This is a genomic window from Nonomuraea harbinensis (assembly GCF_019396385.1).
In the GTDB taxonomy this organism is placed as follows: Bacteria; Actinomycetota; Actinomycetes; order Streptosporangiales; family Streptosporangiaceae; genus Nonomuraea; species Nonomuraea ferruginea.
The window spans coordinates 66,947-91,666 of sequence record NZ_JAHKRN010000027.1 but is presented as its reverse complement, the minus strand read 5'-3'; the positions used below and the strand labels follow the sequence as shown (position 1 = coordinate 91,666).

Here is a 24,720-nt window from a genome sequence, read left to right as displayed (position 1 = left end):
CCTTCAAAAGCTCTCTCGGGCTGTCGCGCTCAGCGCACCGACAGCAGGTCGCGGGGGTTGTCCACGAGGATCCGCCGGACGTCCTCGTCGCCGAGGCCCCGTGTCCTGAGGAGGGGGACGAACGTGGTGAGGACGTGGCTGTAGCGCACGTCGTTGGCGGGGTGTCCCTTGGCGACGCCGGTCGCGTTGCTGGAGAGCAGGATCCGGTCGCGGTGGCCGGCCTCGATCAGCTCGGCGACCAGGGCGGCGCGTTCGGCGTCGGTGACGTGGGCGTCGTCCTTGGTGCCCACGTGGTCGAGGGCGACGTAGGCGCCGCGGGCGGCGACCGCGAGCGGCGCGCCGGCCGCGACGGCGTCCCTGCGGTCGAGCCCGCCGACGACGACGCGCCCGGCGGGCAGCTTCTCGTCCAGGACGACCTCGAGATCGTGTACGGCGTCGCCGCCGTAACGGATGGACACCGGGACGCCGGTGGCGAGGGCGGCCCTGGCCGCGCCGCGGAACAGGCTCTCGTCGGTCGCGGTCATGCCCGCGGTTGTCGCGGCGGTGGCCATGAGACCGGCGGGGCCACGCCGCTCGACCCGGGGGACCACCATGCCCTCGGTGACCTCCTTGGCGAAGAGGTCGGCGAACTTCTCGGCGGGCCAGGGCGTCGGCGGGTTGGTCTGCGGCGTCAGGAAGTAGCCGCCGAGCAGCTCCTCGGGGCCCTGGCCCGTCGACGCGACGATGTGCACGCCGGTGGCGCGCGAGAGGGTCTCGTAGAGCCGCACGTCGCGCCCGTGGAACATGCCGGTGCTGTCGACGATCGTGCCGCCTCCATGGCGGCGGAAGTCCGTCAGCTTCGCGGCCAGGGTCTCGAAGATCTCGGCGCGGTCGAGGGTGACGTCGAACGCGTGCTCCGCTCCCGGGAACACCGACAGCAGGGCTTCGTGCACCGCGACGACACCCAGCTCCCGCGCGGGAACCGGGCCGAGGACGGTGTTGACGGTGTTGACGGTGTCGGTCTGGGCGCCCATCACTGCCACTCCTTTCGGGTTTCAGCTCGGGTCTCAGCGAGTGACCGCGTCACCCCGCACTGTGAATCGTGGCATCTGGTTTTACATTGTGTCAAGTAAATGTCCGTCACGTAAATTTACCTATCCATTCGTACTGGGCAGGTCGGCGTCGTGCTTCGAGCCGAAGAGCCCGAACAGCGTCAGGGCCGCGGCGGCGGCGGCGCAGAGGGCGGCGACCAGGAACGCGAGGCTGTAGGCGCTGCCGAGCGACTCGAGCGCGAGCGTGCGCAGGCTCTCGGGCATCGGCACCGGCGGCATGTCCGGACCGGCGCCGGGCACTACCGGCATCGAGTTGATCGCCATGGCGCCGCTCCCGTTCGCGATCCCTCCGGCGACGTCGGTGTACGGCGGCTGGAGGCCGGACGCGCCGAGTGCCCCGCCGAAACCGGCGCTCATGTCGCTGTTCGCCCGGCTGACCGCGAACGCGGCGATGAGCACCGGGCCGAGGGCGAAGCCGAAGTCGCGGAGCAGGTTGGTGGTGGCGCTGGCCATGCCTGCGAGCCGCAGCGGAACGGTGTTGATCGCGACCGCCGTGATCGAGCCGACGGTGAGCGCGAAGCCGACGCCGAGCGCCAGCATCGGGGCGATGAACCGCGTCCAGTCCATGTCGTGGACGTCGAAGGTCGAGCACCAGACGCCGCTGACGGCGATGAGGGAGAAGCCGGCGGTGAGCACCCAGCGGGGCGAGAAGTTCCTGATCAGGTGGGAGACGATCGGCACCAGCACGAAGGCCGGGCCCTGGATGAACAGGAACAGCACGCCGATCTTCAGGGCGCTCTGGTGCTGGATCGCGCCGAGCCAGATGCTCATCGAGTAGCAGGTCGCGAGGAACGCGAACATGCCGACCACCGTGGCGATCGCGACGACCGCGTAGGAGCGGTTGGCGAAGATGCCGAGGTGCAGCAGCGGCACCTCGGTGCGCAGCTCGATGACGACGAAGGCGCCGAGGAGCGCGACGCCCAGGACGAAGGCGCCGATGATCTCGGGGCGGGCGAACCCGGCTTCGGAGCCCTGCGTGGCGGCGAAGAGGATGGCGATCAGGCCCAAGGCCAGCGTGACCTGGCCGGGGACGTCCAGCTTGCGGCCCTCCGGCGCCGAGGAGTCGGCGGCGAACCGGGTGATCACGATCGAGACGACCGCGGCGGCGACCACGACGAGGTACGACGCCCGCCAGTCGCCCTGCTCGGCCAGCCATCCGCCCATCAGCGGGGAGATCGCCGCACCGATCGAGAGGAAGCCGGCCCACACGGCGATGGCCTTGGACCGGGCCTCCTGCGACGGGCTGGCCGCGGCCAGCATGGCCAGCGAGATCGGGTAGAGGATCGCGGCCCCGAAGCCCGCCACGGCCTGCCCGATCCACAGGGCCTGGACGGTCTCGGCGACGTAGCTGACGAGCGAGCCGGCCACGGTCAGCAGAGCGCCCGCCTGCAGCAGCCGCTTGCGGCCGAACAGGTCGCCGAGCACGCCGGTGGTCAGCTCGAAGACGACCATGGGGATGGCGAAGGCGGCCGTGACCCAGGTCAGTTGGGCGCCGGTGGTCTGGAACTCCTGGTGGAAGGTGCCGTTGAGGGCGCCGGGCAGTGAGTACGCCACCTGCGCGAGGAGGACGGCGAAGCAGCCGGCGATCACCGTGGCGGTGTGGCCCTGCTTGCGCGCAGCGGTCTGCGTCATCGCGGTTCTTTCTTGTCCACAGGCCGGACCGGTTCCGGCCGCGCTCGGGATCGGCCACCCGTGTGAGCTCGATCACCTCATTGGCGTGCAATGTGTCATATGACTTGACACTCCATCAAGTGTTTGAGCGGTATGTATTGAGAACGATCAGTGAGAGTGGAAGGCGGCCGGGGTGCTCTATGCTGGCCGCATGGCGACGCTCCGTGCGGCACAGAAGGAGATGACGCGCAAGCTCCTGCTCGACGCGGGTCTCGACCTGTTCGGGTCCAAGGGCTACGCGACGACGACGGTCGACGACATCGCGTCGGCGGCGGGGACGACGCGGGTGACCTTCTACGCGTACTTCCCGTCCAAGGTCGAGCTGATGAAGGCCCTCATCTCGGAGCGGCTCAACGCCGCGCTCGACCGGACCCCGTCCACCGAGCGCGGGTCCACCGAGCGCGAGCTGGTCGACGTGGTCGAGGACGGCTCGCGCGAGCGGATCCGCGCGTGGCTGGCGTCCACCTCCGAACGGTGGGACGTGATCCGTCCCTACACCACGGCCGCCTTCGAAGCCGCCGCCGTCGACCCCGACATCCGCGCGCTCCTCGACGAGTGGCTGAACGAGGCCACCGGCGACATCAAGGAGGGGCTCGACCGCGCCGGCCGGTTCCCCGCCGGCACCCGCCACTTCCGCGGCGTCGTCGCGATCACCGAGCTCGACCACGTCGCGCGCCACTGGAAGCCGGGCACCTGGGGCGTCGAGCGCGACGAGATGCTGGACGTCCTCACGGAGAGCTGGTTCGGCACGATCGGACGCCACTAGCCTGCCCCCGTGAGCCGAACGCAGGGCCCCGCGTTACGCGGCGCCGCCTATCTGGGAGCGGTGCTGGTGTCCGCCGCCCTCCTGCTGGTCGCGCTCGTGGCCCTGGCTCCCACGGAGGACGACCGCTTCACCGGCTCGGTCGCCGGCATGGAGGCGGTCGCCCGCTCGCTGGTCGAGGGCGAGGAGCTCGGTGAGCGGACCGTCGGCGGTCTCACGTTCGAGAGGGTCTTCCGCGAGAACGGCCTGGTCTACTTCGAGCTGGGCCGGGGGTGGCTGGGGGACCGCGCCCACGGCTATGTCAGGAGCCCCCGAGGGCGGCCGGACGGCGCCGATCACGTGGCGGGCCCGTGGTACCGATACCGGGATGCCGGGGGCTGACGCAACCGATGGTTGCGTGTCGGGGGGTTCGGCTGCTAACTTGACGTGCAACCAAAAGTTGCGCGTCAAGGAGGAGCGGGCGTATGGAGTACGGCAGCATCGAACGGGAGATCCACGTCGACGCCTCGCCCGAGGTCGTTTTCGAGGTCGTCAGCCGCCCCGAGCACATCGCGCAGTGGTGGACGGACGACGCCGACTTCGAGGCGGCTCCGGGCGCTGTCGGGGAGTTCGTCTGGGGTGACAGGGCGGTCGTCTCCCCGATGACCGTGGTCCAGGTGGAGCCGCCCCGGCTGTTCTCGTTCCGCTGGTGCTATCCCGACGGCAAGGTCGCCGAATCCCTGCTGGTCACCTTCGAGCTCACCCCGTCGGGCACGGGCACGAGGATCCGGCTCACCGAGACCGGGTTCCGGGAGATGGGCTGGGAGGCCGCCAAGCTGGCCCAGATGTACCGCGAGCACGTCGAGGGCTGGGACACCTTCGTTCCCCGGCTCGGCGCGTACGCGGCGCGCCTGGTGTCGGCTCCATGACCGCCGCCGTCGACGACGACCTGTGGTCCGCGGTCGGTGATCCGACCCGTCGGCGGATGCTCGACCTGCTCCTGGCCGACGGCAGCGGCACCGCCACCAGTCTCAGCGAGCGGCTGCCCGTGACGCGGCAGGCCATCGCGAAACACCTCGTCGTGCTCGACCGCGCCGGCCTCGTCCACGCGGCGCCCGCCGGGCGGGAGAAGAGATACCGGGTGGACGAGGCGCAGCTCGCCCGGGCCGTGGCCCAGCTGTCCTCGGTGGGGGCGGCGTGGGACGCCAGGCTCCGGCGCATCAAGCGGATCGCCGAGACGATCCAGCGCGAAAAAGATCACCAGTGAATCGATGGAAGGACCGGCAATGGCAGACATCTTGCACAGAGTGGGGATCAAGGCGCCGGCGGCCGACGTCTATGAGGCCCTGACCACCGTCGAAGGGCTCGCCGGCTGGTGGACGGCCGACACCCGGGGCGAAGGCGACGTGCTCCGGTTCAGGTTCGGGGCCGACGGGTTCGACATGAAGGTCCTCGAGGCCCGCCCCGGCGAGCGCGTGCTGTGGGAGGTGGTCGGCGGGCCCGAGGAGTGGATCGGCACGCACGTCGGCTGGGACCTCGATCGGGCCGGGGACTACACCGTCATCCTCTTCAAGCACGCGGGCTGGAAGGAGCCGGTGGAGTTCATGCACCACTGCAGCACCAAGTGGGCGGTCTTCCTCATGAGCCTGAAGTCGCTGGTCGAAACCGGGAAGGGCGCCCCCGCCCCCGACGACGTGAAGATCGACAACTGGAACTGATTGCCAAAAGTGAGTAACGCCCCTTTTGTCCCCGTTTGAGTGCTATGTGACTTGGCCGTGGCCGGAGCTCCTCAACACTGGAGATCAGGGAATCCGTGGTCCGGAATCTCGGGCACGCCATACGGGCTCCGCCGTCGGGCGGGTCCCAAGGATCTCAGGGGGACCATCGTGAAGCACTTGCTCATCGCCGCGGCCATGACACTGGCCGCCACCGTGACGGGTACCGCCGGCGCGTCCGTCACCTCGCCCGCGCCCCAGCCCACGAACGGAGGCAGCCCGTCAGGCCCGGGGTGCGCGGCCATCGAGGGCAGCCTCAAGGACATCGCAGACAAGCCGGTCGGGACCGCACTCACCCAGGTGCCGGAGCTCTCCACGCTGGCCAAGGCGGTCGAGGAGGCCGGCCTGACAGAGAAGCTGAACTCCGCCGAGGACATCACCGTGTTCGCACCCACCAACGAGGCGTTCCAGGCTGTCCCGAAGGAGCAGCTGGACCAGCTCATGGCGAACAAGGAAGAGCTCACCAAGGTTCTCCAGTACCACGTCGTCCAAGGGAAGCACATGGCCGCCGACCTGGAGGGCGCGCCGCTCACCACCCTTCAGGGCGGTGACCTGACGGCGAAGGCCTCCGGTGAGGAGATCACGGTCAACGACGCGAAGGTGGTCTGCGCCGACGTGCCCACGCGTAACGCCACCGTCCAGGTCATCGACAAGGTCCTGATGCCCCAGTAGGGCAGGACAGACGCCCACGGCGCACGCGGCGCGGTCTCGCGCCGCGTGCGCCTCATCTTCCGGTCGGCATCGACTTCAGGCACAGCGCGGCCGCCCAGGTCCAGATGGCCGCGCCGCCGACGACCATCAAGCGGAAGTCCTGCGCGGGGAACGCGGCGAACCCCAGGACGAGGTAGGCCACCGGTGCCAGGACGCTGTAGAGAGCCCAGCCACGCTGACCGGCGCGGGCGAACCGGCGGGCGAACACCAGGCACGCCACGCTCAGCGCGAGGCCCATCCCGACCGGGGCGAGGTTGTGCAGCATGCCGTGCCAGCTGACCTCGCCGGGGCCGTCAGGGGTTCCGACGGGATATCCCTCGGCCGGGTCGGTGGGGAAGACGCCGGCCCAGATCAGGCTCGCGCCGTAGACCCCGATGAGCCAGGTGCCCCAGGCTCGGCCCGGTGTCCCGGGCCGGAGCGTACGGCGCAGACCGGCGACGGACGCCAGCACCAGCAGCCCGCAGAGCAGGAAGTTGCACGTCTGGATCCAGCCGTAATCACCCAGGCTGAGCATGCTGAGCGGGTGGCGCCGGGCGTCGAACCCGTCGCGGGTCATGGCCTGCACCACGATCAGCAGGACGAACAGCGGCCCCGCGGCCACTCCGCAGGCGAGCAGGGCGCGGGTCGTGCGCAGGGGTGGCCGGTCAACTGCGGTGTCGGAGGACATGGTCGATCTCCATCGGTCGTGGCTGATTGCAAAAATGAGCTTGTATGTAAAAATATCCTTTGTCAACAAGGTCGGCAGAAGGACGTCGATCAGCCATGAGCAGTGATAGGTATGGCCCTGCGAGGGCCCGAGACAGCCGCCTCAGGCGGCGGACGAGGGGAAAGGGGAAGATCCGCGCCTTTCCACTTCCAACCTATAGCGCACCCCAGGGCTTGCGGCAAGACCCGGGTCGTGCCGCAGAATCGTCGGCCGGGGCCAGAACCTGCGGAAACTTGGGGGGCGCACGTGCGTTTCGGAGCTGTTGACACGAACCCGCTGACCACCAGCGCGTTCGACCTACCCGGCAACCTCGCGCCCAAGGCCGACCCGGCCTTGATCGCCGGCGACGAGCGGCACTTCGCGGCCATCGCGGAGAGCCTGCGGCAGACGATCGCCGAGCTGTCCGACCGGCTCGACGCCACGCGGAAGGCGCCGGGCGGCAAGGGCCGGGCGGCGCTGGACCGGGACCTGGAGGTCCACCGGCTGTCCGCCCGCCTGCGCGCGCTGCGCAGGTTCGGTCTCGACCTGTGCCTCGGGCGCATGGTCGGCGCGGACGACCCCGAGCCCGTGTACGTCGGACGGCTCGGCCTGACGGACGGAGAGGGCCGCCGGCTGCTGCTCGACTGGCGCTCACCGGCGGCCGAGCCGTTCTTCGGCGCCACCCACGCCAACCCCATGGGCCTGGCGAGCCGCCGCAGGTACCGCTGGACGCGTGGCCGGATCAGCGACTACTGGGACGAGGTCTTCACCTCCGACGGGTTCGACGGGCACGCCGCGCTCGACGACCAGTCCGCCTTCATCGCCAGCCTCGGCGGCAACCGGTCGAGCCGGATGCGGGACGTGCTCGGCACCATCCAGGCCGACCAGGACGCCGTCATCCGCGCCGGATCCCGTGGCGCCCTCGTCGTCGACGGCGGTCCCGGCACGGGGAAGACCGTCGTCGCGCTGCACCGCTCCGCCTACCTCCTCTACTCCGACCCCCGGCTCGGCCACCGCAGGGGCGGCGTGCTGTTCGTCGGCCCGCACCAGCCCTACCTGGCCTACGTGTCCGACGTCCTGCCCAGCCTCGGCGAGGAGGGCGTGCAGACCTGCACCCTGCGCGACCTCGTCGCCGAGGGCGCCGCCGCCGGGGTCGAGACCGACCCGGAGGTGGCCCGCCTGAAGGCGTCCGCGGACCTGGTGAAGGCGATCGAGCCGGCCGTCAGGTTCTACGAGAACCCGCCCACCGAGGAGATGACGGTCACCACCGACTGGGACGAGGTCCGGCTGAGCGCCGACGACTGGGCCGAGGCGTTCGAGGCGCCGGAGCCCGGCACCCCGCACAACGAGGCACGCGACCGGATCTGGGAGGAACTGCTCACGATCCTGGTGGACAGGCACGAGGTCGAGGCCCCGGCCGACCTGATCCGAAGGTCGCTGCTGCGCAACCGGAAGCTGCTCACGACCTTCAACCGCGCGTGGCCGATCATCGAAGCCGCCGACCTCGTCGGAGACCTGTGGACCGTGCCCGCCTACCTGCGGATGTGCGCCCCCTGGCTCAGCCCCGACGAGGTGCGGAAGCTGCGGCGCGCGGACGCCCAGGCCTGGACGGTGTCCGACCTGCCGCTGCTGGACGCGGCCCGGCAGCGGCTCGGCGACCCGGAAGCGTCACGCCACAGGCGCCGCCAGGAAGCCACCCTCGCCGCCGAGCGCGAGCGGATGTCCGCGGTCGTCGACCACATGATCGAGGCCGACGACGACGGTGAGGGCGCGGTGATGATGCTGCACGGACAGGACATCAAGGACGCCCTGGTCGACGAGAGCATGCTGCCCGGCGTCGAACCGGACCGGCTCGCCGGCCCGTTCGCGCACGTCGTCGTGGACGAGGCCCAGGAGCTGACCGACGCGGAGTGGCAGATGCTGCTGCTCCGCTGCCCCTCCAGGAGCTTCACCATCGTCGGGGACCGCGCCCAGGCCAGGCACGGGTTCACCGAGTCGTGGCAGGAGCGGCTGGAGCGGGTCGGGCTCGACCGGGTGAGCCTGGCCTCGCTCACCATCAACTACCGGACGCCGGAGGAGATCATGGCGGAGGCCGAGCCGGTCATCAGGGCCGCGCTCCCGGACGCCAACGTGCCGACCTCCATCCGGAGCGGCGGCGTCCCCGTCGCGCACGGGTCCGCGGGGGAGCTTGACTCGATCCTGGACGGCTGGCTCGCCGCGAACGCCGACGGGACCGCCTGCGTCATCGGCGATCCCGCGTTCCGGGCGACGTCCCGGGTCCGGTCGCTGACCCCGGAGCTGGCGAAAGGGCTCGAGTTCGACCTGGTCGTCCTGGTCGACCCGGAGGCGTTCGGCGAGGGCGTCGAAGGAGCGGTCGACCGCTATGTCGCGATGACCAGGGCGACCCGGCAACTGGTCGTCCTCACGAGCCCCTGACGTCCGGCAGGATCGAGGCACGTGAGCATCCCCTTCCGATCTCCTGACGGCCGGACCGCAGGACGCCTTAAGGGATCCGTAAGCAGGTCCGGCGAAGCTGTCGGTACGACAGAACGGCGCGGCCGGACAGCCCCGCCCCTTCCCCGGAGGACCGTCATGAGGACGATCACCGCAAGCCTGTTCATCTCCCTCGACGGCGTCATCGACGAGCCGGCGGAGTGGCACTTCCCCTACTTCAACGAGGAGATGGGCGCCGCCGTGACGGAGGGCATGGCCGACACCGTGCTCGTGGGCCGCAAGACCTACGACAGCTTCGTGGGCGCGTGGCCGGAGCGCGAGGCAGCGGGCGGCGAGGACGCCGACTTCGCCAAGACCCTCGGCGACGCGCGGAAGATCGTGGTGTCGCGCCAGTCGCTGGAGTTCACCTGGCGCAACTCCGAGCAGCTGCGGGGCGACCTGATCGAGGGCGTGACCGCGCTGAAGAACGAGCCGGGCGGCCGGATCGCCATGAGCGGCTCGGTCTCGGTGGTCCGCCAGCTGCTGGCCGCCGGGCTGCTGGACGAGCTGCACCTGCTGGTGCACCCGATCGCCGTCCGCAAGGGCGAGCGGCTGTTCGACGAGGGCGGCGACGCCATCCCGCTGGAGCTGGTCAAGTCGCAGACGTTCACCACCGGGGTGCTGTCCCTGGTCTACAAGCCCGAGGGCGCCTGACCACGGCCAGCTCTACAGCCTGTAGAGTGAACGCTTCCTCCAGGTGAAAGGGTGCGGCATGCTGCGCTGGTTCAGGATCGTTGCGGTGGCCGAGGCGTGCTCGTGGGCAGGGCTGCTGATCGGCATGTTCTTCAAGTGGGTGACGGAGACCACCGAGCTCGGGGTGAAGATCTTCGGGCCGGTCCACGGAGCGCTGTTCGTGCTGTACGCGGCCGGGGTGGTGCTCGCGGCGCGCGAGGCCGGTTGGAGCCGCGGCACGGTGGTGCTGGGCCTGGCGTGCGCCGTGCCGCCGTTCACCTCGCTGTGGTTCGAGCGCCGCATGGCGTCGCGCATGGTGACGCAGTCCTGATCCGAGCCCTTCAGGCGCAGGTGTAGCCGGACGGCAGGGCGTCGCCGCTCGGGCGGCTCACCTGGAAGCCGACGCTGGTGGTGCTGGCTCCGGCGGCGAGGGTGCCGTTGTGGGCGACGTTCCTGATGGTCACGGTCTGCCCGCTGGTGGTAACGGTGCCGTTCCATGAGCCGGTCAGCGTGTGGCCGGCCGGGAGCGTGAAGGTCACCGTCCATCCGGTGATGGTCGAGCTGCTCGTGTTGGTGATGGTCAGCGGCTGCACGACGTAGCCGGTGCTCCACTGGGTCTGCACGGTCGGGACGGCCGTGCAGGTCCCGCCGGACGGGCCGGGCTGCGTGGTGACCTGGGCGGTGTTCGAGACCGGCGAGGTGTTGCCCGCGGCGTCGCGTGCCCTGACCTGGTAGCGGTAGGTGGTGTCCGGCGTCAGGCCCGTGTCGGCGTACGAGGTCGTGGCCGAGGTGCCGACCTGGGTGAACGTGCCGCCGCTCGGGCCAGGCGCGCGCAGGACGTCGTAGCCGGCCAGGCCGGTGTCGTCCGTCGAGGCCGTCCAGCTCAGGCTCGTGCCCGTGGCCGTGGTGCCCGAGGCGGCGAGGCCGGTGGGGGCGGTCGGCGGGGTGGTGTCGCCGGAGCCGCCGAGCGCCGGGGTCTGCCAGTCACGCCACTCGGCGAGGTTGCCCCGCTTGCTGGGGGAGATCCGCATCGAGCCCGTGTGGCCGCCCGTGTTCCGCAGGAACTTCTGGATGGTCTGCTGCAGCGGGGTGCGCCATTCGGACCGGGTGGCGCAGTGGTTGCCGTCCTGGACGTCGGACCAGTAGGTGATGTTCGCCTCCGCGCCGAGGGCCTTGTAGACCTCCGCCCCGCCGAGGGCGCCGACGCTCGCCGACCTGGCGGCCAGCCAGTCGATGTGCGGGTTGTCCATGACGAACAGGCCGCGCGGCGCGATCATCGCCACGACCGAGTGCGTGTCGACCGGCAGCCTGGCCGGGTTGCCGGTGAAGGACCCGAACGCGTCGCCCAGCCACGGCTGCTCCCCGTAGGCGCTGCTCAGCGGCTGGGCGCCGCTCTCGCCGGGGATCGCGCGGAAGGCCGCGAGGCCGCCGCTGCCCGGCTCGATCGGCATGGTCAGGGCGATGCGCTGGTCGAAGGCGCCGGCCACGAAGGCGCCCTTGCCGTACCGGGAGCAGCCCGTGACGCCGGTCGCGTCGGCGGTGAGCACGCTGCCGCCCGACTGCTCGATGACGTCGATGATCCGGCTCACGCCCCACGCCCAGGCGGCCAGCAGTCCCGTACCGCTGGAGGAGCCGTAGACGTTGTAGAACGCGCCCTGCTTGCTGGAGCGCGGCGTGCCCTCCCGCCCCACCGCGAGGGGGTCGTAGGTCACGACGGCCGCGCCGGCCGCCTTGATCGTGGCCGTGTCCGCGCCGAGCCCGCCCAGGACGATGACGGCGGGGAACGGGCCGGAACCGCTCGGCAGGTCGACGCCCGCCGAGAAGCTCGCGCTCCTGCCGTTGTGCGACACGTTCACGGTGATGCCGGTGCGTGACACCGTCCCCGTCACACCGGACGGCTTCGCGGGCTTCTCGCCGTAGACGAACCTCTCCGCCAGCGCCTTGATCTCCGCCCTGCGACACCGCCACTCGGAGCTGGTGGAGACGCGCGTGCCGTTCAGCTTCATGAACGGGTCGGGAAGCCGGGAGACGGTGGGCAGGGACGCCTCGCCGGGCAGGCCGGACACCGCGCAGTCGGCGCCCTCGTCCTCGACCCCGGCGGCCGCGACGGCCTCGGCGGAGGTCAGCGCCACGGCCCCGGCGGCCGCGAGCGTCACGGCCGCCGCCAGCGCGACGGCTCTCGTACGAATCCCGATGATCACCGGAGCTCTCCCTTGCGGTGAGGGGTCGGTGATCAGTCTGAGAATCCTCCCGAAACATGTCAATCAAGCGCCGAAATTTTCGATCCGTACGATCACGCAATCCATCCATGAGCTGGCGATATGCCTCGGGAAACCGGCTGAAACGAGTTCAGAGGCCCAGGTAGGCGCGGCGCACCCGTTCGTCGCCCGCCAGGTCGTCGCCCGACAGGGTGATGACCCCGCTCTCGATGACGTAGGCGCGGTCCGCGAGCGCCAGCGCCTGGGCCGCGTTCTGCTCCACCAGCAGGATCGCGACGCCGCTCTCGCGGATGCGCCGGAGCGCGGCGAAGACGGCGCGGACCATGAGAGGGGCCAGCCCGACCGACGGCTCGTCCAGCATGAGCAGTCTCGGCCGGGTCATCAGCGCGCGCCCGATGGCCAGCATCTGCTGCTCGCCGCCGCTCATCGTGTCGGCCCGCTGGTCCAGCCGTTCGGCGAGCCTCGGGAACAGCTCCAGCACCCGGTCGGCGGGCTCGCCCGTGTGGTAGGCGCCCATCGCCAGGTTCTCCGCGACGGTGAGCGGGCCGAACAGCGCGCGGCCCTCGGGGACCTGGACGAGCCCGCGCCGCACCACCGCGTGGACCGGCAGCCCGGACAGCTCCGCCCCGTCGAACACCACCCGGCCGGCGGTCGGCCTGAGCAGCCCCGAGGCGACCCGCAGCGTCGTGGACTTGCCCGCGCCGTTGGCCCCGACCAGCGCGACGATCTCCCCGGCCGCCACCTCCAGCGACAGGCCGTGCAGGACCCGCAGGCCGCCGTATCCGGCGTCGACGCCGTCAAGCGAGAGCATCATCGGAGTCCTCTCCCAGATAGGCGGTCACGACGCGGGGATCGCGGGCGATCGCCGCGGGCTCCCCCTCGGCGAGCACGCTCCCGCGATCCAGCACCAGCACCCGGTCGGCCAGCCGCATCACCGCCGGCATCACATGCTCGACCAGGACCAGCGTCATGCCCTCCGCGCGCAGCTCGCCCAGCAGGGTGATCATCGGCTCCCGCTCCGCCGGGGTGAGCCCGGCCAGCACCTCGTCCAGCAACAGCACCTTCGGCCGGAGCGCCAGCGCCCTGGCCAGCTCCAGCTGCTTGCGCGCGGCGGCCGGCAACTCCCCGGCGGGCCGCGACAGGTAGGCGCCGAGCCCGATCCTCTCGATCGTCCCGGTCGCGGCGGCGACGGCCTCCTTCCTGGTGCGGAGGTGCGCGCCGGCGGCCACGGTCACGTTGTCGAGGACGGACAGGGCGGGGAAGGGCCGGGTGAGCTGGAACGTGCGGACCAGGCCGGCTCGCGCGCGCAGATGGGCGGGCCGGGCGGTGACGTCCTGGCCGTCGAACAGGATCCGGCCGCTCTCCGGCCGCTGCTCGCCGGAGATCACCGAGAACAGCGTGGTCTTGCCCGCGCCGTTGGGCCCGATGACCGCGTGGATGGTGCCCCGCTCGACCTCGAACGTCACCGCGTCCAGCGCGCGCAGGCCGCCGAACGCCTTGCTGACCCCCTCCATGCGCAGGATCATCGCGACCTCCTGGCGAATCCGCCGTACAGACCGCGTGGCATGGCCAGGACCACGACGATCAGGAGCACGGCGTACATGATCACGTCGAGCCCGCTGCGGCCCTGGAGGAACGAGAGGAACTCGGGCGGGGTGCGGACCACCGTCGCGGCCACGTCCGACAGCGGGGCCAGCACCGCCGCGCCGATCAGCGGCCCCCACACCGTGCCGACGCCGCCGATCACCGCGGGCAGGATGGCCTGGATCGACACCGACGGTCCGAAGGCCAGGTCCGGGCTGACGAACAGGTAGTAGACGGCGTAGAAGCCGCCGGCGACCGAGGTGAGCGCGGCGGAGACGCCGATCGCCAGGATCTGGTGGCGGACCACCGCGACCCCGGCGGCCGCGGCGGCCGTCTCGTCCTCGCGCACGGCCACCAGGTTCAGCCCCGCCCTGCTGCCGAGCAGCACGATCACCGTCGCCACGCACGCGAGCGTGAGCAGCAGCGCGACCCAGAAGTACGCGGGATCGCCGACGTCGAACCGGAGCGTCCACCACCCCTGCTCGCCGGTGACGGGCAGCGTGAGGCCGACCGCGCCGCCCACGAGCTCGGAGTTCAGCGCCGCCAGCCTGAGCATCTCCGCGAAGGCGAAGGTGGCCAGGGCGAAGTAGGCGCCTTTCAGCCGGTAGCGGACCGCCAGATAGCCGGTGACGACGCCGAACAGCGCGGCCACCGCCATCCCGGCGAGCAGCCCGAGCCACGGCGAGAGCCCCAGCTCGACGGTCAGCAGCGCGGTGGTGTAGGCGCCCAGCCCGAAGTAGGCGGCGTGCCCGAAGCTGAACAGGCCGCCGAACCCGCTCATCAGGTTCCAGGCCACGGCCATCATCGCGAACATCAGGGCGCGGACGGCGACCGCCTCCTGCGCGGGCGGCAGCAGCAGGGGTAGCGGGGCGAGGGCCACGCCGATCGCCGCGAGCACGACGAGCCTTCTGATCACGCCGGCCTCCCGAACAGGCCCTGCGGGCGCCAGAGCAGGACGAGCACGAACACCGCGAACACCGCCAGCAGCGGGCTCTGCCCCGGCAGGTAGATGCCGCCGAGCTGCTCGGTCAGGCCGACGATCAGCCCGCCGGCCACCGCCCCTGGCACGCTGCCGAGACCGCCGAGCACCACGACGACGAACCCGATGATGTTGAACAGCTCGCCGGCCGTCGGCTCGACGGTGACGAGCGGCGTCACGAGCGTCCCCGCGGCCCCGGCGCAGGCCGTGCCGGCGGCGAACGTCAGCGCGTGCAGCCGCCGCACGTCGAGCCCCACCAGCGAGGCGCCCTCCGGGTTGGCGGCCACCGCCCGGATCGCGGTGCCCAGCCTGGTCCTCGTCAGCAGCAGCCACACCGCCCCGGCCAGCCCCATCGCGCCGGCGAACGCCAGCACCCTGCTGAGGTCGGCCACCGCGCCGAGGACGCGCAGCGGGGTGTCGAAGGAGACCGCGACCGTCCTGGTGTCGCCGGAGAAGGCCAGCAGCAGGGCGTTCTCCAGCAGCATCGCGATGCCCAGGGTCAGCAGGAGCTGCGCGGCGAGCGAGCCGCCCATGGTCCGGCTCACCAGGTGGCGCTGCACGGCGTAGCCGAGGCCGAACAGCAGCGGCACGCTCACCAGCAGCGACAGGTAGGGGTTCAGCCCGGCGCCGGTCGCGAGCAGCGCGGTGGCGTACATCCCCAGCGTCATGAAGGCGCCGTGCGCGAAGTTGACGATGTCGAGCACCCCGAAGATCAGCGTCAGGCCCATCGCGACCAGCGCGTAGACCCCGCCGAGCAGCAGACCGGTCAGCACCGCCTGGGCGGTGACCGATCCGCTGCCCGAGCGGGCCCACGCGCCCGCGACCACGGCCACCGCCACGAGGATGCCCAGGCCGGCGCGCGAGATCAGGTGGTTCACTCCGCGGCGGGCCTCGGCTCGGCCACGGCCTTGGCCGCGGGGTGCACCGGGACGACCTTGCCGTCCTGGACTTGCAGGACGATCGGGGTGGCGTTCTCGTTCTGCCCGGACTCGTCGAACTGGACAGGGCCGTCGAACGCCATCAGCGTGTCGAAGGAGATCCCGGCGAGCGCCTCACGGATCTTCGCCGGGTCCCGGCTGGCGGCCTTCTCCAGGGCCGCGGCCACGAGCCTGACGCACTCGTACGAGGTGAAGGGGATGAAACGCAGTTCCTCGCCGTACTCGGCCTGGAAGGCGTCGAGGATCGCCTTGGACTCCGGCTTGGTGGCGTCGTAGTTGAAGTTGGAGTCGTAGACGCCCTCCGCGGCTGCGCCCCCGTCGCGCGGGAAGACCGGCGAGCTGAAGGCGCCGTGAGAGACGCCGAGTACGATCTTCACGCCGGGCTGTACGGACGCGATGGCCTTGGCGGTGAGCAGGCCGTCGCGGTAGTAGCCGGTGACCGCGAGCGCGTCCACCCCGGCGGCCTTGACCTTGGTGAGCTCGGTGGTCAGGTCGGCGGCCTTGAGCGCGTCGTAGGTGATCCGCGGGCCGACCTGGAGGCCGAGCTCGGCCGCCTCGTCGGTGAACGACTCGTACGTCGAGGATCCGTAGTCGGTCTGCTCGTGCAAGTAGGCGACCTTGGTGATCTGCTGCCCGGTGCGGTCGGCCAGGTCCTTGAGGTAGCGCGCGCCGTACCTGCCGAGGGTGTCGGAGGAGGGCTGGAGCCGGAAGGTATAGGTGTAACCCTGCTTGAGTATGTCGTCGGCGGAGGCGACGTCGATGACGAACGGCACCTTGTTCCGCTCGGCCACCGTGGCGACCTGCGCGGCGACCGCGCTCTGGTAGGGCCCGACGAGCGCCACGGCGCCCGCCTGGGTGAGGCGCTGCGCCTCGCTCTGGCCGATCTCCGGCTTGCCCTGGCTGTCGGCGTCCAGGATCTCCAGCTTCGCGCCGCCGAGCGACTTGATGCCGCCGGAGTCGTTGATCGCCTTGGCGGCGAGTTTGATCGCCTTGGACATCTGCTGGCCGTCGAAGGCCAGGGCGCCGGTGAGGGGGTGGATGGAGCCGATCTTGATGGTGCCCGACGCGTCCGGCGAGGCCGGGGCGGCCCCGCCGGGAGCCGAGCCGCCGCAGGCCGTCAGGGAGAGAGTCAGGAGCGTGCCGATGGCGATACAGGACTTGATACGCATGGCGTCGTCCTCGGGGGGTTGCCTCGGTTCCATCTTCTGGAACGCTGTTTCGCTGATGTTGGCAGCAGGCGCGCGCCGCGGTCAAGCGACTTGTCCCGTTGATCCAGCGCCTGTCAACCTGCTGTGAAGTGGCGCAAGACGGGAAGGTTAGGACTGGTGATGTGGTACGAGTGTGATGGATACAGCAGGGGGAACACTCTGACATCTAGGTGTGATACACCCCCATAGGCGTATTAATGTCCCCGAACTTGTCGCACAGTGAGAAAGTCAGGTCAATGCGGATTCTGGTCCTCGGTGGTGACGGCTATCTTGGTTGGCCCACCGCCCTCCACCTCTCTCAGACCGGGCACGAGGTCGCCGTCGCCGATAACTTCGCCCGGCGGCAGTACGACTTCGAGCTCGGCGTGGAAAGCCTGGTGCCGATCGAATCCCTGCAAACCAGGATTTCCACCTGGCACCGGCTGACCGGTAAGACCATCAAGGCGTACATTGGCGACCTGATGGAGGCGGACTTCACCTACGACATGATCCGCGACTTCCGTCCGGACGCCGTGGTCCACTTCGCCGAGCAGCGGGCCGCCCCCTACTCGATGATCGACCGCAAGCATGCCGTCTACACGCAGGTCAACAACGTGGCGGGCACGCTGAACGTGCTCTACGCCATCGCCGAGATCGACCCCGAGATCCACCTGGTCAAGCTCGGCACCATGGGCGAGTACGGCACCCCCAACATCGACATCGAGGAAGGCTGGCTGGAGGTCGAGCACAAGGGACGCAAGGACCGGGTGCTCTACCCCAAGCGGCCGGGGTCGTTCTACCACCTGTCGAAGGTGCACGACAGCCACAACATGGAGTTCGCCTGCCGGATCTGGGGCCTGCGCGCGACCGACCTCAACCAGGGCGTCGTGTACGGCCAGCAGACCCCGGAGACCGCGCTCGACGACCGGCTCGCCACCAGGTTCGACTACGACGCGGTGTTCGGCACGGTCCTCAACAGGTTCGTCGTCCAGGCGGTGCTCGGCCACCCCCTCACCGTCTACGGCAAGGGCGGCCAGACGCGGGGCGTCATCGACATCCGCGACACCGTCCGCTGCATCCAGCTCGCCTGCGAGAACCCGGCCGACCGCGGCGAGTTCCGCGTGTTCAACCAGATGACCGAGTCCATGTCGGTCGCCGACATCGCCGAGACCGTCGCGCGGAGCTTCCCCGACGAGGTGACGATCAACAACCTCGACAACCCCAGGGTCGAGAAGGAGGAGCACTACTACAAGGTCGTCCACAGCGGCCTGGTGGAGCTCGGCCTCGAACCCCACCTGCTCTCCGACACGCTGATCACCTCGCTGTTCGACGTGACCAAGCGCTACGCCGAGCGGGTCGACCTCGACGCCATGCAGCCCCGGGTCGACTGGCGCGGCGCCCTGGGCGGAGAGAGGCGGTGAGCGCTGAGGAAGGCGCGTTCGCCCGGGCCACGGGCCGCACCGCGGAGCGGGAGGAAGGCGGCCACGACAAGCCGCGCTACCGCCGCTACCAGTTCGACCTGATCGCCCCCCACTGCGGGCGCAGCGTGCTGGAGGTGGGGGCCGGGCTGGGCGAGTTCGCCAGCCAGTTCACCGGCCTGGACCGGCTCGTGGTCACCGACGTCGACCCCGACGCGGTCAAGGTGATGAAGGCCCGCTTCGCCGGCCGCGGCGAGGTGGAGGCGGCCCAGTTCGACCTCGCCTGCGGAGCCAGCCTGGACCGCCCGGTCGAGACCGCGATCGCCATCAACGTGCTGGAGCACTTCGAGGACGACGCCGCCCTCCTCACCCTCCTCGGCCGCTCGGTCACCCCGGGCGGCACGCTCGTGCTGTGGGTGCCCGCCTACCAGAGCCTGTACGGCGACTTCGACCGAAAGGTCGGTCACTTCCGCCGCTACACCCCGGCCACGCTCAGGGACGCCGCGGTGCGCGCCGGGCTGGAGGTAGAGCTGTCCCGCCCGGTCAACCTGCTGGGCGGGATCGCCTGGTGGGCCGCGGTGCGGCTGGGCAAGGCGGGCTCGCCCAAGGCGGGCGCCGTCGGCCTGTACGACAAGGTCCTGGTCCCGGTCACCCGGGTGCTCGACCGGGTTCTGCCGATCCCGTTCGGCCAGTCGATCCTCGGCGTCTTCCGGGTGCCCGGCGACCGGGGGCACGCGGCGTCGTGATCCAGGTTCGTCGTCTTCTGCGGGGAGCTCTCCCGCGCATCTTCGGGCGCTACGCGATCGGTTCGGTGGTGGCGGGCGTGGTCAGCGAGATCACGCTGCTGACGGTCTACGGGCTGGAGCTTCTCGGCCCGTCGGCCGCCTCCGTGGTCGCGTGGGGGCTCGGCGCCGTCGTCAACTACGTGCTCAACCGGTGGTGGGCCTGGAAGCTGCGCGGCCGGCCCAAGCCGCTGCGCGAGCTGCTCCCGTACTGGCTGACCGCGGTGGTGGGGCTGGTCATCGCGTCATGGGGCACCGGGGTCGCCGACCGGGTGGGACACCAGATCTTCGACACCGACGGCCCCCGGGTGATCTTCGTGGGTGCCGTTTTCCTGGGGATCTACGGGCTGCTGTTCGTGGCGAAGTTCTTCCTGTTCCACTATTTCGTCTTCGCCGACACCCGCTCGGGTGAGGAGGGCGCCGAGCCCGCAGAGGAGGGCGACGAAGCCGGCCGGCGGCGCTCACGGAGCCAGGTCCCGAGCACGACCCGCGAGTAGCGGTAGCCGTAGACGAGGTTGCCGCCCTTCTTGGTGGTGCCGGCCGCGCGCAGTCGCATGGTGGCCGGCACCTCCACGACCCGGAACCCCCGCGAGATCACGCCGATCAGCAGCTCGGACGACTGGTACTGCGGCTGGGTGAGCGTGACCGCCCCGGTCACCTCCGCCCGCATCGCCCGCAGGCCGAACGAGGTGTCGGTGATCCGCTGGCCGGTGAACCGGCTGATCAGGAACGCGAACACGTGCACGCCGAGGCGGCGGACCCTGTCGTGGGTCTCCTGCCGCCCCAGCACGCGGGAACCGGTCGCGAAGTCGGCCTCCCCGCGCAGCACCGGGGCGAGCACCCGCTTGATGTCGGCCGGGTCGTACTGCCCGTCGGCGTCGGTGGTCACGATGTAGCGGGCGCCGCTCTCGCGGGCCAGACGGTAGCCGAGCCGCAGCGCGGCGCCCTGCCCCCGGTTCGCGGGGACGTCGCAGACCATGGCCCCGGCCTTGCGCGCCTCGGCCGCCGTGCGGTCGGTGGAGCCGTCGACGACCACGATGGTCGCGGTCTCCATCCCGTCGATGACCGCCGGGATGCCGTTCACCGTGGCGCCGATGCTGCGCTCTTCGTTGTACGCGGCGATGACGATCGCGACGGGAGGCAGGTCCGAGCCGTATTGCGAGGTGAACTCCGCCATCGCGGCGGCGTCGATGTCCACCGGTGTCTCCGGGCTCGTCATGCGTCTTCCTCCGGTTTGTCGCTTTTAGCCGCAGATCATTCTGCTGCAGATGGCGTGAAGTCCGGCCATACTGTGGCCATTCCCGAGGTCAAATCGTGGCGAGGCTGATATCCGAGGGCCTTCGCCGCCGAGATGTCGAGCACGACCGCCGGCATCTCGCCCTGCTTCGCGGGGACGTGCTCGACCGGGATGGGCGCACCGGTGACCGTCCGCGCCGCGTCGATCAGGTCGTGCACGCTCACCGACGTGCCGGACCCGACGATCAGGGGACCGTCGTGGTCCTCGCGCCAGGCGAGCAGGATCGCCTGCACGACGTCGTCGACGTGGACGTAGTCGCGGAGCTGGGCGCCGTCGCCGTACACCTGGACCCCCCTACCCTCGGCGGCCGCCCGCATCAGCCTCGGGACGAAGCTGTCCTTGTGGAGCATCCCCGGGCCGTACACGTTGGCGAAGCGCAGCGCGCTCGTACGCATGCCGTAGACGCCGGAATAGGCGCTGAGCAGCATCTCGCCCGCGGCCTTGGTCGCGCCGTACGGCGTGAGCGGGCGCAGCGCCAGGCTCTCGCTGATCCGGACGCCGCCCACGTCGCCGGTGACGGCGTTGGTGGACGCCAGCAGGAACCGCGGCACCCCGCGCTCCCTGGCGAGCTCCAGCAGCCCCGCCGTGGCCTCGACGTTGGTCTGGTATGTCCCGACCGGGTCTTCCACCGAGCGGAGCACCGACGTGACGGCGGCGAGGTGGACCACCGCGTCGAGCCCGGCCGTCACCGCCCGCTCGCGCACCCCGGGATCGCGCAGGTCGCCCACGACGGACAGCACGCCGGGATCCGGGTGCGGGTCGAGGTCGACGACCGTCACCTCGGCCTTCTCGGCGAGCAGCGCCGCCACCAACCGCTTTCCGATGAACCCCGCTCCGCCCGTGACGAGCACGCGGGCCCCGGCCACCTCCGGCATCTCCTGGCATTCCTTTCCCTCAGGTCCCAGCGACGATACCGGCATCCGGAGGGTGGACCCGCATCGGTTCTGACGATGTGGAGGGCATTCCCAGCAAACGCTTGGACTCCCTGCGTAGGCTACGGTCTTTGTCGTCCTGTCGACCGACCGCGAGGCAGTTGGAGGAGTGTACGTGAGCCCAGCTCTGGTGGTGGGCCCTCCCCTTGTGGCCGGCCTGGTCCTGGCACTGGCCGCGCAACGGCGCGGCTGGGCGCCGCCGCTGTGGGCGGCGCTGGCGGTCGGGGCCGTGCTCCGGATCATCGCGATGGCCTGGGCCGCGCAGGACCCCGCCCAGCCGTACGACTTCGCCAACGACTTCTCGATGGCGGCCGCCGAGGTGCTCGAAGGCCGCAACCCGACCACCCACATGCGCGACGGAGGCTGGCACTTCCTGCCGTTCCTCGCCTACGTGCTGGCGGGCCAGAAGGAGCTGGGCGACCTCATCGGGCTCTCCTGGAACTGGTCGGGCCGGATCGTCCCCGTGCTGGCCGACCTCGCGCTGATCCCGCTGGTGGCCAAGCTCGCCGGCGAGCGCGGGGCGCTGCGGGGCTTCCAGTACGCGTGCGTGCCGCTCGGCATCATGGTGAGCGGCATCCACGGCCAGTTCCCGCCGCTCACCCTGGTCTTCGGGGTGGCCGCGCTGGTCGCCGCCCGCGCCGGGCGCGCCCACTGGGCCGGCGTGCTCATCGGCCTGTCGGTGGCCTGCACCAACTGGTCGGTGCTGCTCGTGCCGGGAGTGGTGCTCGCCGTCGCGGGGTCGCGCCGCCTGGTGGTGCTCGGCTGGACCGCGGCCGTTCCCGGGCTGTGGCTGCTCAGCAGCGCGGTGTTCCTGGACACGCCGGTCACCGGGCTCGTCGACCTGGGCAGGGCCATCATGTCGACGCGCCCGGTGGTGGGCGACTGGGGCTGGACCGCCCTGGTCACGGGCGGCGACCAGGACGTCTCGTCCGTCCTCGGCAGGATCGGCATGCTCGTGCTGGTCGCCGGGCTGCTGGCGGCCGGATGGTGGTGGCGCGGGGCCGACCCGGTCGACCTGACCCTGGTCCTGCTGCTCGTCTTCCTCATCCTGACCTACCGGCTCGGCGCCCAGTACCTGATGTGGCCGGTGCCCTACCTCCTGGCCCGCGCCGGCCGCGCCACCTGGCCGGTGATCACGGTGACCAGCGCCTGGGCGGCGGCCGGCTACCTGCGCGTCCAGATGTTCACCGGGATGGGCTGGTGGCAGTTCCACAGCGTGTGGGCGCTGTCCTCGCTCGTGGTCATCCCCTTCCTGATCGCCGCACTGCCGCCCAGGAACCCGCCCCGTCCCGGCCCCGCCGAGCCCGTCCGGCCGACGGGAGCCATGTCAGAGCCGTAGCCGCCCCCGCGTCAGCGGCCGGTGCGCGTGCGCCGCCGGCCCGCAGCAGTTCGCCGGCGGACTCGATCATTTCGAAACCCGCCTGACAGTCAGCTCATCAAATCGACCAGGGCCTCGCCCCGTGAGGTCAGACCGATGCGCACGTGGCGGCCGTGCCGCTCGCGCTCCAGGAGGCCCGCCGCCTGCAACTGGTCGCAGTGGTAGCTGGCCGTGGCCGGGGTGCAGCTCAGGAGGCCGGCCAGCTCGCCCATGGTGAGTGGCACCCGGCCTGCCCTCAGTATCGTGGCGCGCACCCGGCCGACCGTCAGGGCCAGGCTGTCCTTCTCGTCGCTCTCCGCCTCGTGGCCGGACCAGAGCAGGCCCACGGCGGGCACGGGGTAGCCGATCCACGCCAGCCCCGGCCGGTCGAAGGAGAACAGGCACGCGCCGTGACCGGAGACGACCGGCACGAACGTCAGCTTCCTGCCGCCCAGGTCGAACCGCCGGCCCTGCTGGTCCGGCAGCCTGATGGAGGTGCCGCCGAACCTGAACCTGCTGTTCAGGCCGGTGAGCACGGCCTCCAGGGCGCCGGTGACCGCCGCGACGCCCACCCGCTCGCGCTCCTTGCCGAGCAGCCCGCCTGCACGGTGCCACGTCGGCGCGAAGTCCTCCCACAGCCTGATCAGGGTCGCCGGACCCAGGTCCTCAAGCATCTCCAGATAGGTCTCGACGTCGCCCTCGACCATCGTGGCCGTCGCCGTCAGGCAGTCGGGGATGATCGAACAGTACGGGTCGAACAGCGGCCTCAGCGCGGCCGCGTCCTCGCCGATCACGCCGGCCACCCCGCGCCGCCAGTGACCGGGCACACCGTGCGGCCGGCCGCCCACGCTGCCCGCGGCCAGCGACAGCAGGCTGACGCCGGGGTGCAGCGCCACCGTCGCCCTGACCTCGTCCAGCGGTCCGAGTCGCAGTTCCGAGTACCCGTTCATCGTCCCCCAGCCGCCGGTCGAGCCCGGCCGATGGCTATTGTGCACAGAGCCTGGGGGACGCGGTCATCCGCCCGCAATCACTAAGAGAATCCTCGAAACGAGGGCCGACGGGCTACACGCGGCCCGGCCAGTCGGCGTAGCGGATCTCGCCGAGCACCGCGCCCTCGCCCGGCACCAGCGAACGCTCGTGCAGCTCGGCCCCGAAATAGCGCGCGTCCGGGTCGGTGACCACCTGGCGCGGGTCGCCCCAGGCGGCGAGCGCGTCGCGGAAGAACTCGTCCATCCTGAACTGCTCCGGCCCGGCGACCTCGACCCTGCCGTTCAGCGGCGACCCCACCGCGGTCCTGCCGACCTCCTTGGCGACCTCGTCGCCCGCGATGGGCTGGTAGAGCACCGGCGCGATCCGTACGGTGCGGCCGTCGGTGGAGGCGGCGTCGGCGATCGTCCGGGTGAACTCGAAGAACTGGGTCGCGTGCACGAGCGAGAAGGGGATCCCCGCCTTCTCGATCAGCCGCTCCTGGGCGAGCTTGGCCTGGAAGTAGCCGCTGTCCGGCAGCCGCTCGGTGCCCACCACCGACAGCGCGACGTGATGCCCGACGCCGGCGTCGGACTCCGCGGCGAGCAGGTTGCGCGTGGAGGTCTCGAAGAACTGCATGACGGCGCTCTCCTCGAACGACGGGGAGTTCGACACGTCGATCACCACGGCCGCGCCGGACAGGACCTCGGCGAGCCCTTCGCCCGTCAGGGTGTCGACCCCGGTGTTCCGCGCCGCCGCCACCGCCTCGTGCCCGTACTCGCCGAGCCGGGTCACGAGCTTCGACCCGATCAGGCCCGTCCCGCCGATTACCACGATCTTCATGACAACGCCTTCCTTGTCCCCCGGTGAACCAGGGTTCCCGCCCCTGGGACAAGGCAAGCCCGCAGTCCGTGCCAACTCCGGGGAAATTGTGCGGTCAGGCGGGAAGGCGGTAGACCGACACGTGCGAACGCGACTCGGCGGTGAAGGCGGCGCCGGACCAGTCGGCATGCCTGCTCTCCAGCTCGAACCCGGCCAGCTGCGCCATGCGGGCGACGAAGGCCATGTCGGAGCCGTAGCGATCACGACGAGATCTTCCGGACGTTCCCCGAGATCATGCCGGGCTCGTGAACCGGCGCCCTTGTCGATCGACGTGTTCCGGCCGGGCAGGCCGAGTCATTAGGCTGCCTCACGACGAGGGCCGCGTGCGGTGGGGCGAGG

27 protein-coding genes are annotated in these 24,720 nt (G+C 70.9%); 13 read left to right on the top strand and 14 right to left on the bottom strand.

What is annotated here, in order from left to right; translation table 11 throughout:
• Positions 1–29: 29 nt before the first annotated feature.
• Together KME79_RS26110 and KME79_RS26105 are read right to left on the bottom strand one after the other, a co-directional pair.
• Positions 30–1,013 carry a phosphotriesterase family protein gene (locus tag KME79_RS26110; protein WP_219546739.1) on the bottom strand — a complete coding sequence of 328 codons (984 nt, stop codon included), beginning with the start codon at positions 1,011–1,013 and terminating at the stop codon, positions 30–32.
• Between the two features lie 120 nt (positions 1,014–1,133).
• Complete coding sequence (locus KME79_RS26105) at positions 1,134–2,723, bottom strand: MFS transporter (protein WP_219546738.1); 1,590 nt, start codon at positions 2,721–2,723, stop codon at positions 1,134–1,136.
• Positions 2,724–2,913: 190 nt separating this feature from the next.
• Between KME79_RS26105 and KME79_RS26100 the strand changes: the two genes are divergently transcribed.
• The 6 genes from KME79_RS26100 to KME79_RS26075 all read left to right on the top strand — a co-directional run bounded on the left by KME79_RS26100 (position 2,914) and on the right by KME79_RS26075 (position 5,951).
• On the top strand, positions 2,914–3,528 hold the full coding sequence (locus KME79_RS26100; RefSeq protein WP_148035235.1) for a TetR/AcrR family transcriptional regulator: 615 nt from the start codon (positions 2,914–2,916) through the stop codon (positions 3,526–3,528).
• A 9-nt stretch (positions 3,529–3,537) separates the two neighbouring features.
• On the top strand, positions 3,538–3,906 hold the full coding sequence (locus KME79_RS26095; RefSeq protein ID WP_219546737.1) for a hypothetical protein: 369 nt from the start codon (positions 3,538–3,540) through the stop codon (positions 3,904–3,906).
• 83 nt (positions 3,907–3,989) lie between these two features.
• Positions 3,990–4,433 (top strand): SRPBCC family protein, encoded by a 444-nt coding sequence (locus KME79_RS26090; RefSeq protein WP_219546736.1) that lies wholly within the window; start codon positions 3,990–3,992, stop codon positions 4,431–4,433.
• A complete protein-coding gene (locus KME79_RS26085; RefSeq protein ID WP_148035232.1) occupies positions 4,430–4,771 on the top strand; it encodes an ArsR/SmtB family transcription factor in 342 nt (113 codons plus the stop codon). The genes KME79_RS26090 and KME79_RS26085 overlap by 4 nt, the downstream gene beginning before the upstream one ends.
• Positions 4,772–4,790: 19 nt before the next feature.
• Positions 4,791–5,222, top strand: coding sequence for an SRPBCC family protein (locus tag KME79_RS26080; protein ID WP_219546735.1), 432 nt, complete (start codon positions 4,791–4,793; stop codon positions 5,220–5,222).
• Between the two features lie 168 nt (positions 5,223–5,390).
• Positions 5,391–5,951, top strand: coding sequence for a fasciclin domain-containing protein (locus KME79_RS26075; RefSeq protein WP_148035230.1), 561 nt, complete (start codon positions 5,391–5,393; stop codon positions 5,949–5,951).
• 52 nt (positions 5,952–6,003) lie between these two features.
• On the opposite strand, the gene KME79_RS26070 is transcribed toward KME79_RS26075, so the two are convergent.
• Positions 6,004–6,657 carry a DUF998 domain-containing protein gene (locus KME79_RS26070; RefSeq protein WP_219546734.1) on the bottom strand — a complete coding sequence of 218 codons (654 nt, stop codon included), beginning with the start codon at positions 6,655–6,657 and terminating at the stop codon, positions 6,004–6,006.
• Positions 6,658–6,942: 285 nt separating this feature from the next.
• Here KME79_RS26070 and helR point away from each other — a divergent pair, with 285 nt between their 5' ends.
• The 3 genes from helR to KME79_RS26055 all read left to right on the top strand — a co-directional run bounded on the left by helR (position 6,943) and on the right by KME79_RS26055 (position 10,171).
• Positions 6,943–9,111, top strand: a complete 2,169-nt coding sequence (gene helR, locus KME79_RS26065; RefSeq protein ID WP_308249056.1) for an RNA polymerase recycling motor ATPase HelR — start codon at positions 6,943–6,945, stop codon at positions 9,109–9,111.
• Positions 9,112–9,267: 156 nt separating this feature from the next.
• Positions 9,268–9,822 carry a dihydrofolate reductase family protein gene (locus tag KME79_RS26060; RefSeq protein WP_219546733.1) on the top strand — a complete coding sequence of 185 codons (555 nt, stop codon included), beginning with the start codon at positions 9,268–9,270 and terminating at the stop codon, positions 9,820–9,822.
• Positions 9,823–9,880: 58 nt separating this feature from the next.
• Complete coding sequence (locus KME79_RS26055; RefSeq protein WP_219546732.1) at positions 9,881–10,171, top strand: DUF3817 domain-containing protein; 291 nt, start codon at positions 9,881–9,883, stop codon at positions 10,169–10,171.
• 10 nt (positions 10,172–10,181) lie between these two features.
• On the opposite strand, the gene KME79_RS26050 is transcribed toward KME79_RS26055, so the two are convergent.
• The 6 genes from KME79_RS26050 to KME79_RS26025 form a co-directional block, all read right to left on the bottom strand.
• Entirely contained in the window at positions 10,182–12,041 is a 1,860-nt protein-coding gene (locus KME79_RS26050; protein ID WP_308249055.1) for a glucuronyl esterase domain-containing protein, read from the bottom strand.
• 148 nt (positions 12,042–12,189) lie between these two features.
• Positions 12,190–12,873 (bottom strand): ABC transporter ATP-binding protein, encoded by a 684-nt coding sequence (locus KME79_RS26045; RefSeq protein ID WP_246640451.1) that lies wholly within the window; start codon positions 12,871–12,873, stop codon positions 12,190–12,192.
• Positions 12,857–13,585, bottom strand: coding sequence for an ABC transporter ATP-binding protein (locus KME79_RS26040; protein WP_219546762.1), 729 nt, complete (start codon positions 13,583–13,585; stop codon positions 12,857–12,859). The genes KME79_RS26045 and KME79_RS26040 overlap by 17 nt, the downstream gene beginning before the upstream one ends.
• Positions 13,582–14,559: a branched-chain amino acid ABC transporter permease gene (locus KME79_RS26035; protein WP_219546731.1), complete on the bottom strand. Its 978-nt coding sequence runs from the start codon at positions 14,557–14,559 to the stop codon at positions 13,582–13,584. Before KME79_RS26035 ends, KME79_RS26040 begins: the two co-directional genes overlap by 4 nt.
• Complete coding sequence (locus KME79_RS26030; RefSeq protein WP_219546730.1) at positions 14,556–15,500, bottom strand: branched-chain amino acid ABC transporter permease; 945 nt, start codon at positions 15,498–15,500, stop codon at positions 14,556–14,558. The genes KME79_RS26035 and KME79_RS26030 overlap by 4 nt, the downstream gene beginning before the upstream one ends.
• Positions 15,497–16,729 (bottom strand): ABC transporter substrate-binding protein, encoded by a 1,233-nt coding sequence (locus tag KME79_RS26025; protein ID WP_148035221.1) that lies wholly within the window; start codon positions 16,727–16,729, stop codon positions 15,497–15,499. Before KME79_RS26025 ends, KME79_RS26030 begins: the two co-directional genes overlap by 4 nt.
• Before the next feature lie 275 nt (positions 16,730–17,004).
• Here KME79_RS26025 and KME79_RS26020 point away from each other — a divergent pair, with 275 nt between their 5' ends.
• Genes KME79_RS26020 through KME79_RS26010 form a run of 3 tightly spaced genes read left to right on the top strand, consistent with a single transcriptional unit; the run spans position 17,005 to position 19,444 of the window.
• A complete protein-coding gene (locus KME79_RS26020; protein ID WP_219546729.1) occupies positions 17,005–18,168 on the top strand; it encodes an NAD-dependent epimerase/dehydratase family protein in 1,164 nt (387 codons plus the stop codon).
• Positions 18,165–18,911, top strand: a complete 747-nt coding sequence (locus KME79_RS26015) for a class I SAM-dependent methyltransferase (RefSeq protein WP_271275660.1) — start codon at positions 18,165–18,167, stop codon at positions 18,909–18,911. The genes KME79_RS26020 and KME79_RS26015 overlap by 4 nt, the downstream gene beginning before the upstream one ends.
• Positions 18,908–19,444: a GtrA family protein gene (locus KME79_RS26010; protein WP_148035218.1), complete on the top strand. Its 537-nt coding sequence runs from the start codon at positions 18,908–18,910 to the stop codon at positions 19,442–19,444. The genes KME79_RS26015 and KME79_RS26010 overlap by 4 nt, the downstream gene beginning before the upstream one ends.
• On the opposite strand, the gene KME79_RS26005 is transcribed toward KME79_RS26010, so the two are convergent.
• Both KME79_RS26005 and KME79_RS26000 read right to left on the bottom strand, forming a co-directional pair.
• Positions 19,327–20,166 (bottom strand): glycosyltransferase family 2 protein, encoded by an 840-nt coding sequence (locus KME79_RS26005; RefSeq protein ID WP_219546728.1) that lies wholly within the window; start codon positions 20,164–20,166, stop codon positions 19,327–19,329. The genes KME79_RS26010 and KME79_RS26005 overlap by 118 nt on opposite strands.
• 35 nt (positions 20,167–20,201) lie before the next feature.
• Complete coding sequence (locus tag KME79_RS26000; RefSeq protein WP_219546727.1) at positions 20,202–21,119, bottom strand: NAD-dependent epimerase/dehydratase family protein; 918 nt, start codon at positions 21,117–21,119, stop codon at positions 20,202–20,204.
• Positions 21,120–21,291: 172 nt separating this feature from the next.
• Here KME79_RS26000 and KME79_RS25995 point away from each other — a divergent pair, with 172 nt between their 5' ends.
• A complete protein-coding gene (locus KME79_RS25995; protein WP_219546726.1) occupies positions 21,292–22,515 on the top strand; it encodes a hypothetical protein in 1,224 nt (407 codons plus the stop codon).
• Positions 22,516–22,604: 89 nt separating this feature from the next.
• Here the strand turns inward: KME79_RS25995 and KME79_RS25990 are convergent, their stop codons facing one another.
• From KME79_RS25990 to KME79_RS25980, 3 genes are all read right to left on the bottom strand, one after another.
• The gene (locus tag KME79_RS25990) at positions 22,605–23,483 is read right to left on the bottom strand and encodes a MarR family winged helix-turn-helix transcriptional regulator (protein WP_219546725.1); all 879 of its coding nucleotides are present in this window, start codon (positions 23,481–23,483) and stop codon (positions 22,605–22,607) included.
• 112 nt (positions 23,484–23,595) lie between these two features.
• Entirely contained in the window at positions 23,596–24,342 is a 747-nt protein-coding gene (locus KME79_RS25985; protein WP_219546724.1) for an SDR family oxidoreductase, read from the bottom strand.
• Positions 24,343–24,436: 94 nt separating this feature from the next.
• The gene (locus KME79_RS25980) at positions 24,437–24,565 is read right to left on the bottom strand and encodes a hypothetical protein (RefSeq protein ID WP_372452470.1); all 129 of its coding nucleotides are present in this window, start codon (positions 24,563–24,565) and stop codon (positions 24,437–24,439) included.
• Positions 24,566–24,720 lie beyond the last annotated feature (155 nt).